Raw genomic sequence first — 13,534 nt, forward strand, 5'->3', positions numbered from 1 at the left:
GCCATGATGGCTGCACAGACTCACATTAGGGCCTGTCAAGCCGCCGGCGTATCGGCGGCGTTTGTCACCGGAGAACACACCATTCGGTGGCAAAGCCAAGAGTTAGCGAAGGAGGTTGAATTCATATGTCCAGTAAATCGCGAGTCCGCAAGCACACCCAGCCGGCCATGTCGCCGCTACTGCGCGCGCTGACCTATAGCCGCACCGCCCACGAGCCGGTCACCACGGCGATGCTCCTGCAGTGCTACACCGCCCTCGATGCATTCCAGCGCGGCCGCGGCTCGCGGGATTTGCACCTGACCTTGAGCCGGCATTTGCTGGTGTCGCAAGAATTGGCGCGTCTGGGTCTTGGAGAAGACGTTCTGGCCGATATCGAAAGCGCGCATGCGGCGATGGTGCAGCTTGACGCGCGTGAGCATCAAGACGGCGCCTGGATTCTCGAGGACGGCGAATACGCCCGTCTTTGCACGGCGCTGGCGATTCTCGACGGCCAACTGTCCGCCGCATCGTTGAGCGAAATCGCGAACGCGGAAGCGAAGATGGTTGAAGGGCTGATGAGATCGGCCCGTGCGCAGGCAATTGTCGAAGCGGTTGCCTAACAAACCGCGTCGCCGCTCTGCGGCAACGAACGCACAAACAAGGAACGCCCTGCTTACCCGGGGCGTTTTTGTATCTCGACGCAAATTCTGTTGCTTGCCAATCCGATGTACCGAGGTTAAAGCACCGCGGCTATAATCTCGGTCATGAAATTTCTGCGGACCTTGCTCCTCCTGTTGCTGTGTGCTGCGTTGCCCGTTAGTGGGCTGGCGGCCAGCGGCTTGACTGGAGAATGTCCCATGCAGATGAGCATGAACGCCGACGAAGGCGATTCGATGTCGGCGGACATGCCCGGCTGCGAGTCCAAGCCTTCATCGCAGACCGGAAAGGCCAAAAGCTTTTTCTGCAAAGTAACGGCGCAATGCCAGCTTGGCAGTCTGTATCACCCGGTCTCTCCGGCCGGCATAACCCGCCCTGCCGGGTTATCGAGCACCGTTGCTTTCCACTACTCGCAGTCGCTGCCGGTCCGTGAGCCGACCGGCTTGTGGCGACCTCCTCGCGCCATCTAATCCCTTGCTGACAGGTTCACCGCATTTGCGGTGAGGTCGTCCTGCGTCCAGGACGTGGACTCCCTTTGGGAGTTCGCCGTTGGGGTTAGAACATGCCATTCATTCTTCGCACGCCGTCAAACCGGCGTGCACCACTGCGCGCGCGCTCGCTTTGCGCCGCGCTGATTTTCGCGAGCGGTGCGGCGCACGCTCAGGAGCCAGGCTATACGCTCGACGCGGCGCTTCAGGCCGCGACCGACCGTTCTTCCGCCATGGGGGCCGCGCAGGCATCCGTGCGCGCCAGCTCCAATGCCGCAGCGCGGGCCGGGCAGTTGCCCGACCCGATGCTCAAAGCAGGTATCGACAACCTGCCGGTGAACGGACCGCAACGGTTCACCATCGGTCAGGACTTCATGACGATGCGCCGTATCGGCATCGAACAGGAATGGGTCTCCGCCGATAAACGCCGCCTGAGCACCGCCCGGGCGAACGATGTGGTGGACCGCGAGCGCGCCGGATATCTGGTGCAGCTCGTGAATACACGGCAGCAAACGGCGGCTGCGTGGCTGAGCGCCGTCTATGCCAAGCAGGCGCTCGTGTTGCAGCAGGATCTGGTGCGTCATATGCAGCACGAACTGGATGCGACGCAAGCGTCTTATCGTGGAGCGAAGGCAACGGCCGTCGACGTCGTGCAAGCCCAGGCGATGCTTGCGCAAACGCAGGATCAGCAGCTCAAGGCCCAACAGACGTTTCAAACCGCTCTTATCGGTCTGTCCCGCTGGACTGCCACGCCCGTTTCCGACGTGAGCGGCGATCCACCCGCGCCGCAATTGTATGTTGCATCCCTGCCATCCGACGAACTGCGCGACGTTCAACCGGTGCTCATTGCAGCTTCGCGGGATATCGCGGTAGCCGATGCCGACACGGCCGTCGCCAACAGCAACCGCAGTCCTAACTGGACGTGGGAAGTCTCTTATCAGCAGCGCGGCGGGCAGTACTCGAACATGGTGTCGGTTGGCGTCAGCATTCCGCTGCCGATCAATCGCAAGAATCGCCAGGACCGCGACGCCGCGGAGAAGGCGGAACTCGGCACCAAAGCACGACTGATGTACGAAGACGCCGAGCGGCAAGTCGAAGCGGATATCCGCACCCAGTCGGCCACGCTCGCCAGCGGCCGAGAGCGCATCGCGCATCTCACGGACTCTCTGCTGCCCGCTGCGGATCGCCGCGTCCAGCTTGCTGCCGCGGCCTATCAGGCGGGTAGCGGCTCGCTCGCGGACGCGTTTGCCGTGCGACGGGCGTTGCTCGACGCTCAACTACAGGTGCTTGATCTTCGGCGCGAAGTGTCCCAGACATGGGCCCAGCTCGAATACCAGGTTGTGCCCGCGTCGATGTCCATCAGCCAGTGAAGGAGAACGCCATGCAAAAGAAACAACTGGTGCGCGCAGTGCTCGTTACGTTCGCCGCCGCGGCTTTATTAGGCGCAGGCTACCTGGCCGGTACGCGTCATTCGGCGCAGGCGGCTTCCGCGTCCGCCGCCACGATGTCTGCCACGGGCGACAGGATCGATCCGAAGACGGGGCGCAAAGTGCTGTACTGGCACGACCCGATGGTGCCGAATCAGCACTTCGACAAACCGGGCAAGTCGCCTTTCATGGACATGCAGCTCGAACCCGTCTTCGCCGATGATGCGGGCACGAGTGGCATCAAAATCGACCCGGGCTTGCAGCAGAACCTTGGCATCCGCTACGCAACCGCGCGGCGGCAAGACATCGCTGAAGGATTCGATGCCGTCGGGACCACGCAATTCGACGAGTCGCGTTCTGACGTCGTGCAGTCGCGCGTGACCGGCTACATCGACCACCTGTACGCGAGCGCGCCGATGCAGCGGATAGCGAAAGGCGCGCCGATCGCGTCGCTCTTTGTGCCGGACTGGCTGGCGCCGCAGGAGGAGTATCTCGCGCTCAAACGCAGCAGCATGGATAGCGGCCTGCTGGAAGCCGCTCGCGCGCGCATGCGGGCGATGTCGATACCTGACGGTGTCGTCGCGAATCTCGACCGGACCGGAAAGGCGCAGACGCATGTTGTGCTGAGCTCGCCCGAAACGGGCGTTGTCAGCGAACTGAATGTCCGCGACGGCGCCATGGTGGCGCCCGGACAGACGCTCGCCAAGATCGCGGGCCTCTCGACGTTGTGGCTCATCGTCGAGATACCGGAATCCCTGGCGCTGACCGTGCGGCCCGGCATGACGGTAGACGCGGCATTCGCTGGCGATTCCACCCAGCGCTTCAAAGGGCAGATTCGCGAAATTCTGCCGGGTATCAGCGCCGGCAGCCGCACGTTGCAGGCGCGTCTCGAGATCGATAACGCCGCCTTCAAGCTGACGCCCGGCATGCTGATGCGCGTGCGGGTCGGCGCTCACACGCCGGTCTCGCGTTTGCTGGTCCCGTCCGAGGCGGTCATCACGACGGGCAAGCGCAGCGTGGTTATCGTCAAGGACGGAAACGGCCGCTTACAGCCAGTGAATGTCACGGTCGGCCAGGATACCGGCGATGAAACCGAAGTGTTGAACGGCCTGAACGACGGCGATCAGGTCGTGGCGTCCGGCCAGTTTCTGATTGACTCGGAAGCCAGCCTGAAATCGGTTCTTCCTCGCATGGGGGGCAGCGCAAACGCAGGCGCAGTCGCACCTGCGTCGGCGTCCGCCACGGCCGCTGCATCCGAAACCTACGAGACCACCGGCAGGGTCGAAAAGGTGACCGCCGAAGACATCACCTTCTCCCACCAGCCGGTTCCGGCCTTGGGCTGGGGCAAGATGACGATGGCCTTCGGCAAAGCATCGTCGACTGCCTTTCCGGACGCAAAGCCCGGAGACATGGTGCACTTCGCGTTCCGGCAGACGGACAGCGGCTACCAGTTGACGACAGTCGAACCGGTAGGAGGCGCCAAATGATCGCGCGTCTTATCAGGTGGTCTATCCACAACCGCTTTCTGGTGCTGCTCGCCACTGTGCTGGTTAGCGCGTGGGGTGTCTACTCGGTCACTCAAACGCCGCTCGACGCGCTGCCGGACCTGTCCGACACGCAGGTGATCATCAAGGCGTCTTACCCTGGCAAAGCACCGCAAGTCGTCGAAGACCAGGTGACCTATCCGCTCACCACGACGTTACTCGGTGTGCCGGGGGCGAAAACCATTCGCGCGTATTCGTCATTCGGCGATGCGTTCGTCTACGTTCTGTTCGACGACAAAACCGATCAGTACTGGGCCCGTTCCCGCGTACTCGAGTATCTGAACCAGGTGCAGAGCAAGCTGCCGCCGGGCGCGACGGTTTCTCTCGGGCCCGATGCCACCGGTGTCGGCTGGGTCTACGAATATGCCCTCGTCGACCGAAGCGGACAGCACGACCTGGGACAGCTTCGCGCCATGAACGACTGGTTTCTGAAGTTCGAGCTGAAATCGGTACCGGACGTGTCGGAGGTCGCGAGCATCGGCGGCATGGTGCGCCAGTATCAGGTCGTTCTCGACCCGGACAAACTGCGCGCGTACGGCATCACGCAGACGATGGTCGCCGACGCATTGGGCAAGGCGAATCAGGAATCGGGCGGCTCGGTCGTCGAGATGGCCGAGTCCGAATACATGGTGCGTTCGTCCGGATATCTGCGCACCCTCGATGACTTCCGCCATATCGTTCTGAGAACGAACGAAGCCGGTACGCCAGTACTGCTAGGCGACGTCGCGTGCATTCAGATCGGACCGGAGATGCGGCGCGGCATCGCGGAGCTGAACGGTCAGGGTGAAGTCGCGGGCGGTGTCATCGTGATGCGTTCCGGCAAGAACGCGCTGACAACCATCGCGGCGGTGAAGGCCAAGCTTGCCGAGCTGAAGCGTTCGTTGCCCGCGGGCGTCGAAGTCGTGACGACGTACGACCGTTCACAGCTTATCGAACGCGCGGTGGACAACCTGAAAGACAAGCTCGTGGAGGAATTCATCATCGTCGGGCTGGTCTGCGCGGTCTTTCTGTTCCATCTGCGCAGTGCGTTCGTCGCCATTATGTCGCTGCCATTGGGTGTGCTGGCCGCCTTTATCGTGATGCGGTACCAAGGCGTGAACGCGAATCTGATGTCGCTCGGCGGCATCGCGATTGCCATCGGGGCGATGATCGACGCGGCCATCGTAATGATCGAGAACGCGCACAAGCATCTTGAGGCGTTCGAGCATGAGTATCCCGGCACGCCGTTGACTTCGGCTGAACGTTGGGAACTCATTGCCACGTCGGCCGCCGAGGTCGGGCCGGCGCTGTTCTTCTCGTTGCTCGTCATCACGTTGTCGTTTATCCCGGTGTTCTCGCTCGAAGGCCAGGAAGGCAAGCTGTTTTCTCCACTGGCGTTCACCAAGACCTACACGATCGCGGCGGCGGCGGGGCTCTCGGTGACGTTGGTGCCGGTGTTGATGGGTTTGCTGATTCGCGGCCGCATTCCGCGCGAAAGCGCGAACCCCATCAATCGCGTGCTGATCAGGCTGTACCGGCCGTTACTGGAGGCGACATTGCGCCGTCCGTGGCGCGCTATCGGTCTGGCGGTGGTTGCGCTCGCGGCATCGGCGATTCCGCTCTCGCAGCTCGGCGGTGAATTCATGCCGCCGCTCGACGAAGGCGATCTGCTGTATATGCCGACAGCGCTGCCGGGCATTTCGGCAGAGAAAGCGAGTGAACTGCTGCAGCAGACCGACCGGCTCATCAAGACCGTGCCGGAGGTGCAGACCGTGTTCGGCAAATCCGGCCGCGCCGATACGGCTACCGACCCGGCGCCGCTCGAAATGTTCGAGACCACGATCCAGTTCAAACCGCGCAAAGCATGGCGGCCCGGCATGACGCCGGAGAAGCTGGTCGACGAACTGGACCGCACCGTCAAAGTGCCTGGACTCTCGAACGTGTGGGTTCCGCCTATCCGCAATCGGTTGGACATGCTGTCGACGGGTATCAAGACGCCGGTCGGCGTCAAGATTTCGGGCCCCGACCTCGGGCAGATCGACAAGGTCGCCATGCAGGTCGAAGCGGCGGTCAAGACCGTGCCCGGCGTGACGTCGGCGTTGGCCGAGCGGTTGAACGGCGGCAGATACATCGACGTCGATATCGACCGGCTGGCAGCGGCACGCTACGGCCTCGCGGTTGCCGACATCCAGTCGATCGTGTCCACAGCGGTCGGCGGCGAAAACGTCGGCGAGGTCATTGCCGGGCGGGAGCGCTTTCCGATCAACATCCGCTATCCACGCGAGATCCGCGATTCGCTCGAGAAGCTGCGCGAGCTGCCGGTCGTGACAGACCGTGGCGCGCAAATCCGGCTTGACGACGTGGCGCACATCACGATTGCCGATGGCCCGCCGATGATTCGCAGCGAGAACGCCCGGCTCGCTGGTTACGTGTACGTGGATATTCGCGACACGGATCTGCATTCGGCCGTGCAGGCCATGCAGCGCGCGGTCGCTGAGAAGGTGACGCTTCCCGCGGGGTATTCGATTGCGTGGTCCGGTCAGTTCGAATATCTCGAGCGCGCGGCGGCCAAGTTGCGCACCGTTATTCCAGTGACGCTGGTGGTCATTTTCGTGCTGCTTTTCCTGACGTTCAACTCCGTTGGCGATGCTCTTCTGCTGATGTCGACCGTGCCCTTCGCCTTGGTCGGCGGCTTCTGGTTCATCTGGATGCTGGGGCATGCCGTATCTGTCGCGACCGCGGTGGGATTCATTGCGCTCGCGGGCGTGGCTGCTGAGTTCGGCGTTGTGATGCTGCTTTACCTGAAGGGCGCATTGAATCGCAGGCTCGACGCCGGCGAGCCGCTAACCGAAGCGCTGCTGCTCGACGCGATTCGAGAGGGGGCGGTGCAGCGTGTGCGACCCAAGGCGATGACGGTCGCCGTGGTGCTTGCGGGTCTCATACCCATCATGGTCGGGCGCGGCGCCGGCTCGGAAGTCATGCAGCGCATCGCCGCCCCGATGGTCGGCGGAATGATTACGGCCCCCCTCCTCTCGATGCTGGTTATTCCTGCAGCGTGGTTTCTGCTGCAACGCCGCCGCGCGACGCGTCTGCACGACGCGCGGCTTCCTCACGCAGTACCTTCCGGCACCACCGTGCCAACCACTCAAACTGGAGAAATTCGATGACGAAATTGATGATTGCATTCGCGGCTTTCGGCGCCATGGCCGTAACACCTGCATTCGCGGGCGACGATATGGCGGGGATGAACATGTCCACCAAGCCGGCGGCTTCAATGGCGTCGTCGAATGCGGCGCTCACGGATGCGGAAGTGCGAAAGATCGACCGGGCGTCCGGCATGATCACGCTGAAACACGGCGCGCTGCACAACGTTGGAATGCCGGCCATGACCACGGCCTTCAAGGCGAAGGATGCCGCGATGGTCAAGCAGATTCACGAAGGCGACAAGGTCAAGGTCCGCATTGAAGACGTTGACGGCACGCTGACCATTGTGAAACTGGAAAAAGCGTCGTGATGCGTTGTTGATGCAAACTCGCGGGCCTGGTACTTTGGCCTGCGAGTTTGCAGGGCGGCGGTTGGATCAATACATTCGCCGATTGATCCGCCTTTAATCGTTGTACTTCGTAATATCGTAGTACAGGGTCCCATTCTGCCCACTACCCAACTGCACGAGCCGCGAACCGCCGGACGTCAACGCCGGGAACGGGCAATTCGTGCACGTCTGCACGCCCAAGGCGTTGAGTCCCGCAAAAACGGTGGTTTGATACTGACCCACCGATGTGTTGTTCGGCGCGCCGCCAAAGAAGCCGTCGATTTCAGTCGTCGAGCCCGAGCCTGTTCCGGGGGAAGCCTGGATCTGCACGGACGTCACCGGATAGGTGGGATTCGGCCCCGTCACGACGCTCGACCACGTTACGCTCATCGCGTACTGCACGCCGGACAGCGCCCCGCCCGGCGTGAGGAACTGCGTCGCGAAGTCCGGCAACAACGTCGGCCACGCGACCGTGCTGCCCGCCGCCGCATTCAACGGACTCCCCGGATTGATGATCGACGACTGGCCGAGCTGCGCGCCGTTCTTGTCATAGAACGTGACGGTGTAGGCCGAGTAGAGCGGCACGGTGCTCGCGTCGACCGATTGCGCCGAGTAATAGCCGTTCGAGGCCGGCGGCGTGAAGTTCGCGGTCGACGACAGCGATTGCCATGACCACCGGTACAGCTCCGTATTGCTGTTGGTCGTCGCCGGCGAAACCGGCGCCGCGCTCAACGGCAGATCCGACAGACCCAGCGAGCTGACGCCGAGCGCATTGCGCGGCATCAGCCAGACCGGCGCGGCGAGGCCTGGCCCCGTGACGGAGGCCGAATACACCGTCGGATTCGACGCGGTCGGGATCGCGATCCTGAGACCGGACTCGTAACGGTTCACGTCGTTCAGCTTCGTATCGAGGAAAGTGCGTCGCTGCATTTGCGACATGATCGATACAGCGAATTGCGACTGATTGCCGATCAGATTCCAGCCGAGTTGCGTGCCGTTGGCGAGCGTGACGGGCGTGGAAAGTTGTTGCGCGACGGTATAGAGCACGCCGCTTGCCGCGCCGTTCGCCAGCGTGACCGGCAACTGCACGAACGCGAACTGCTTGCCGTTGCGCGTGAAGAAGGCGAGCGTCTTTGGCGAACCGAACACCGCGCCACTGAAGATCGCGTCGGTCAGACCGTGGGCTACGGCCAGATCGGTCGATCCGCTTTCGAGGTAGGCGGAGTCGATGGCCGGCGAGCATGAGGTGTTGAGCGTGCCGTTCGCCGCGCAGGCAGTCAGCAGGGAGGCCAGCGGCGCCAGATAGTTTGCCGCCGCGGAAGGCGCTGCCAGCGTGAGCGTCTGGCCAGTCTGGTTGTTCAGCGCGACGGTCGTGCCCGGCGCCGCATTCGACAGCAGCAGCAAGCCGCCGTTGGCCGCCGACACCACCGAGATTATGTCGAGCACTGCATCGGCGCCAGTGTGGTTCGGCGTAAAGGCTGTACCGATGGGATCGAAGCCGGCCGCCTGGATGCCGTTCTGCGCGAGGATTTTCGCGAGTATCGCGTCGAGCGTGATGGTGGCGATCTGCACGGACTGCAGCGTGACCTTGGCCAGCGCCGTGGTGGAGGCGAGGTCGAGCGGGTTGCCCGAGGCCGTGAGCATGGCGGCAATCGCAGTGGTCAGCGTGGTGACGTTGACAACCGCCGGCGCCGTGCCGTTCGGCAGTTTGGCGACCACCGAGACGAGTGGAGCGGAGACGCCGGTGGGGTCCGTGGCGACGATCAGAAACGGCGCGGTCATGCCCTTCACCGAGATCGTGTACGCGCCCTGGGCGTTGGTGGTGGTCGTGGCCTGCGCGCCCGTCGAATCGGTCAGCGTGACGGTTGCGCCCACCATGGCGGTGCCGGTGGCGACCGTGCCGCCCACCGAGGTGGCCGTGACCGTCGGCGTGCTCGATGACGTCGAGCTGGAGCCGCCGCCACCACCGCAACCGCCGAGCTGGATCAAGGCGAAGGCCACGGCGGCCGCGACGCCGGTACGCACGAACGATCGATACATGAATTTCCCCGATGCTCTGTTTATATGATTTGTTTCTTTTGCCGGCAGATTATGCCGATGAGTTTGATTGTGATTGCCGCGCGGTGCCGCCGGATTGAACGCGGATTATCGACTGCGATTAATCGATAAACGGCAAATTCCTGACGGGCTTTAGCGCGATCGGAGAATACTTCAAAGCGGCGGTTTTGTGTCGCTCGCCGCGGAAGCTGTTGAGCGTTTCAATTACTTGCCCAATTCGTGTCCGATAATCCCCCCGGCCACCGCGCCGCCGACCGTGCCCACCGTGCTGTGATTGGTCGCCTCGTTGCCGATGACCCCACCCGCCGCCGCACCGCCCAGCGTGCAACCGGCTGTCAATGTCAGCAACGCCAGTCCCATTGCGATCATGCCCACGCCAAATAGATTCCGCATGATGTCACCCTTGATATGTGTGGATACCAGCGAAGCAGCAATCCCCATGCCGCGTCCGTATTACGTTACGAGTGTCCGTAGGGCCCGCAGTCCATCGGCGCCCGGGCGGCGAAACGGGTTTGCTGGAGTTATCCGTGCTTGCTAGACTGGCTTTCGCAACCCAACTGTAAGCGGGTTTTTGCCGTCGTACGCCTGCCTGGCGTTCACGTTCACGGCGCGATCAATCGGAGACGTCATGTCGTACATGCTGCTTATCGTCGAACCCCCGGATCAACGCATCGAACGCGGCGAGCAGGCGGGGCGCGAGGTCTATGACCAGATGGTGCGTTTTGCCGCGGACCTCAAAGAGCGCGGCAAGCTGCGTGCCGTCGAATCGCTGACCTCCTCCAGTGACGCCGTGCGCGTGCAGGTGCGCGACGGTCAGCCCAAACTGCTCGATGGCCCGTTTGCCGAAGCCAAGGAAATGGTCGGTGGCTTCTTCCTGCTCGATTGCGAAACCCGTGAAGAAGCGATCGCGATCGCACAAGCCTGCCCGGCGGCCTCGTGGTGCACCGTCGAAGTCCGCAAAATCGGACCTTGTTTCATCTGAGCGGGTTTGCCCACTTGCGTTTATTTTATTGGGGTTTTCCCTTGGTCTGCGACAAAGATGTCGATCCGGTCGCGCATCGCTCGTCGTGTGAGTAAGGAGCCGGCAAACAGATAACGGCTCGCCACTTACCACACGCCACCCAAGGAGCGATTGCGATGCGATTCATGATCATAGTGAAGGCGACCGCCGTCAGCGAAGCCGGCGGCCCGCCGGACGATGCCCTGATGGCCGCGATGGGCACGTACCACGAAGAACTGGCTAAAGCCGGTGTGCTGCTCGACGCAACCGGCCTGCAACCGAGTTCGAAAGGCTGGCGCATCCGCTACGGCGCGGGCAAGCGCACGGTCGTCGACGGGCCGTTCGCGGAAACCAAGGAATTGATCGCCGGCTACACGCTGATTCAGGTTCACTCCCGCGAAGAAGCCATGGAATGGGCGCGGCGGTTTCCGGCGCCGTTCGGCGAGCAGGCCGATGGCGAAATCGAAGTGCGGCAGCTCTATGAACTCGAGGACTTCGAGCCGAACCCGGAACTGGAGCGCTTCAAAAAACTGGACGCGGCCAAACCTTGATCGCAATGCCGATCCGAACGCCGAACGAGGCGCCGATCCGGCCACATCGAAAGGATTCATCATGCTTAAAACCATTCTGATCGCCGTCGTCGCGGCGGTGGGTCTGTTGCTCATTTATGCGGCGACACGGCCCGATAACTTTCGCATTGAACGCAGCGTGCGTATCGAGGCGCCGCCTGAGCGGATCTACGGGTTGATCGACAACCTGCATCAATTCAATCGCTGGAATCCGTTCCTGCGCAAAGATCCCGCGACGCAAGGCACGTACAGCGGCACGGAGAGCGGCAAGGGCGCGCGCTATGCATGGCAAAGCGAAAAGATCGGCGTGGGGCAGATGGAGATCGTCGAGACGGCGGCGCCGTCGAGCGTGACGATGAACCTCGATTTTCTCAAGCCATTCGAAGCGCATAACATCGCCGAATTCGAGCTGAAGCCGGAGGCGGGTGCGACTCAGGTTACCTGGGCGATGCATGGGCCCGCGCCGTTTCTGTCGAAGCTGATGCAGGTGTTCGTCAGCATGGATCGAATGGTCGGCAAGGATTTCGAAGACGGCCTGAGCAATCTGAAAACGCTGGCCGAGGCGAGCTGAATACGCAGGCGGGTACACAACCGGATCAATGGATTCCATCATGCATAAGCAGATCTTCGTCAATCTTGCCGTCGACGACCTCGAACGGTCGAAGGCATTTTTCAGCGCGATCGGTTTCAGCTTCGATGCGCAATTCACCAACGAGCAGGCCGCGTGCCTGGTCCTCGGCGAGAACCTCTACGCGATGCTGCTGGTCAAGGACCTGTTCAAATCCTTTACGCGCAAATCGCTTTGCAATCCGAAGGAAAGCACCGAGGCATTGTTGGGCCTTTCGTGCGAGAGCCGGGGCGAGGTGGATGCACTGGTCGCGAATGCGCTCGCCGCCGGTGGCACGGTGCCGCGCGCGCCGCAGGACTACGGCTTCATGTACGGTCATGGCTTCGAAGATATCGACGGACACATCTGGGAGCTGATCTACATGGACCCGAACGCCAAGGCAGCGAGCTGATCCCGTGACGACACCGGCCACCCATCGTGCCATCGAGGCAGTCTGGCGGATCGAATCCGCCAAGGTCATCGCCCACGTCGCGCGGATCGTTCGCGACGTGGGACTTGCCGAAGAACTGGCGCAGGACGCGCTGGTGGCCGCGCTCGAACATTGGCCTGATGCGGGCGTGCCGGACAATCCGGGAGCGTGGCTGATGGCGACCGCGAAGAACCGAGCCCTCGACCGCTTGCGCCAGGAAGCGCTGCATGCGCGCAAGCGCGAGGAGTTGGGCCACGATCTCGACGCATTGGAGGCGCACCTCGTGCCGGATTTCGTCGATACCCTCGATGCCGCACGCGCCGACGATATCGGCGACGACCTGCTGCGGCTGGTGTTCACGGCGTGCCACCCGGTGTTGTCAACCGACGCACGCGTTGCTCTCACGCTGCGCCTGGTGGGCGGCCTCACCACGGACGAAATCGCCCGCGCGTTTCTCGTGCCCGAGCCGACCATTGCCCAGCGCATCGTGCGGGCCAAGCGCACGCTGTCCGCGGCCAAGGTGCCGTTCGAAGTGCCGCAAGCGGATGCACGTGCACCCCGGCTCGCCTCGGTGCTGCAGGTGATCTATCTGATTTTCAACGAAGGCTATTCGGCCACCGGTGGCGACGACTGGATGCGTCCGGCGTTGTGCGAGGAAGCACTGCGACTGGGGCGTGTGCTAAGCGGGCTCGTGCCGGACGAAAGCGAAGTGTGTGGCCTCGTCGCGTTGATGGAAATCCAGGCGTCGCGAACCCACGCGCGTACCGATGCCGAGGGCAGGCCGGTGCTGCTGCTCGATCAGGACCGCAGCCGCTGGGACCCGCTGCTGATCCGCCGTGGCCTGGCCGCGCTCGCCACCTCGCACGCGTTGGGCGGCGCGAGCGGTCCGTATGCATTGCAGGCCGCGTTGGCCGCGTGTCATGCGCGCGCCCGCCGCGCCGACGAGACCGACTGGGCGCAGATCGTCGCGTTGTACGACGCGCTGGCGCAGGTGGCGCCTTCACCCGTGGTCGAGTTGAACCGCGCGGTGGCGGTCAGCATGGCGTTCGGACCGGCCGCCGGTCTGGAAATCGTCGATGCGCTCGCAGCCGATGCGGCGCTCGCGAGCTACCACTGGTTGCCGAGCGTGCGCGGCGATCTGCTGGAGAAACTCGGCCGCGTGGAAGAGGCGCGCGCCGAATTCGAACGCGCCGCGGGCATGACGCGCAATGCGCGCGAGCGCGAGCTGTTGCTCGAGCGTGCCGCGCGCGGTATCGGGTATTGA

13 protein-coding genes are annotated in these 13,534 nt (G+C 63.0%); 11 read left to right on the forward strand and 2 right to left on the reverse strand.

Annotated elements, in window-relative coordinates:
* Positions 1–125 precede the first annotated feature (125 nt).
* From B0G76_RS17835 to B0G76_RS17860, 6 genes are all read left to right on the forward strand, one after another.
* Positions 126–599, forward strand: a complete 474-nt coding sequence (locus B0G76_RS17835) for a hypothetical protein (protein WP_120293774.1) — start codon at positions 126–128, stop codon at positions 597–599.
* Between the two features lie 144 nt (positions 600–743).
* Entirely contained in the window at positions 744–1,106 is a 363-nt protein-coding gene (locus tag B0G76_RS17840) for a hypothetical protein (RefSeq protein WP_120293775.1), read from the forward strand.
* Positions 1,107–1,198: 92 nt separating this feature from the next.
* Positions 1,199–2,494, forward strand: coding sequence for a TolC family protein (locus tag B0G76_RS17845; protein ID WP_120293776.1), 1,296 nt, complete (start codon positions 1,199–1,201; stop codon positions 2,492–2,494).
* Positions 2,495–2,505: 11 nt separating this feature from the next.
* Positions 2,506–4,038, forward strand: coding sequence for an efflux RND transporter periplasmic adaptor subunit (locus tag B0G76_RS17850; protein WP_120296477.1), 1,533 nt, complete (start codon positions 2,506–2,508; stop codon positions 4,036–4,038).
* Positions 4,035–7,241 carry an efflux RND transporter permease subunit gene (locus tag B0G76_RS17855; RefSeq protein ID WP_120293777.1) on the forward strand — a complete coding sequence of 1,069 codons (3,207 nt, stop codon included), beginning with the start codon at positions 4,035–4,037 and terminating at the stop codon, positions 7,239–7,241. The genes B0G76_RS17850 and B0G76_RS17855 overlap by 4 nt, the downstream gene beginning before the upstream one ends.
* On the forward strand, positions 7,238–7,588 hold the full coding sequence (locus B0G76_RS17860) for a copper-binding protein (protein WP_120293778.1): 351 nt from the start codon (positions 7,238–7,240) through the stop codon (positions 7,586–7,588). The genes B0G76_RS17855 and B0G76_RS17860 overlap by 4 nt, the downstream gene beginning before the upstream one ends.
* Positions 7,589–7,681: 93 nt before the next feature.
* Here the strand turns inward: B0G76_RS17860 and B0G76_RS17865 are convergent, their stop codons facing one another.
* Positions 7,682–9,646: a carboxypeptidase-like regulatory domain-containing protein gene (locus B0G76_RS17865; RefSeq protein WP_120293779.1), complete on the reverse strand. Its 1,965-nt coding sequence runs from the start codon at positions 9,644–9,646 to the stop codon at positions 7,682–7,684.
* A gap of 222 nt (positions 9,647–9,868) precedes the next feature.
* A complete protein-coding gene (locus B0G76_RS17870; RefSeq protein WP_259460840.1) occupies positions 9,869–10,033 on the reverse strand; it encodes a glycine zipper 2TM domain-containing protein in 165 nt (54 codons plus the stop codon).
* 259 nt (positions 10,034–10,292) lie between these two features.
* On the opposite strand from B0G76_RS17870, the gene B0G76_RS17875 reads away from it, so the two are divergent.
* The 5 genes from B0G76_RS17875 (at position 10,293) to B0G76_RS17895 (ending at position 13,534) form a co-directional block, all read left to right on the forward strand.
* Entirely contained in the window at positions 10,293–10,646 is a 354-nt protein-coding gene (locus B0G76_RS17875) for a YciI family protein (protein WP_120293780.1), read from the forward strand.
* Positions 10,647–10,801: 155 nt separating this feature from the next.
* Positions 10,802–11,215, forward strand: coding sequence for a YciI family protein (locus tag B0G76_RS17880; RefSeq protein ID WP_120293781.1), 414 nt, complete (start codon positions 10,802–10,804; stop codon positions 11,213–11,215).
* A 61-nt stretch (positions 11,216–11,276) separates the two neighbouring features.
* Complete coding sequence (locus B0G76_RS17885; RefSeq protein WP_120293782.1) at positions 11,277–11,804, forward strand: SRPBCC family protein; 528 nt, start codon at positions 11,277–11,279, stop codon at positions 11,802–11,804.
* Between the two features lie 40 nt (positions 11,805–11,844).
* Entirely contained in the window at positions 11,845–12,252 is a 408-nt protein-coding gene (locus B0G76_RS17890) for a VOC family protein (protein ID WP_120293783.1), read from the forward strand.
* Positions 12,253–12,256: 4 nt separating this feature from the next.
* Positions 12,257–13,534, forward strand: a complete 1,278-nt coding sequence (locus B0G76_RS17895) for an RNA polymerase sigma factor (protein WP_120293784.1) — start codon at positions 12,257–12,259, stop codon at positions 13,532–13,534.

Source organism: Paraburkholderia sp. BL23I1N1, from assembly GCF_003610295.1.
GTDB lineage: Bacteria > Pseudomonadota > Gammaproteobacteria > Burkholderiales > Burkholderiaceae > Paraburkholderia.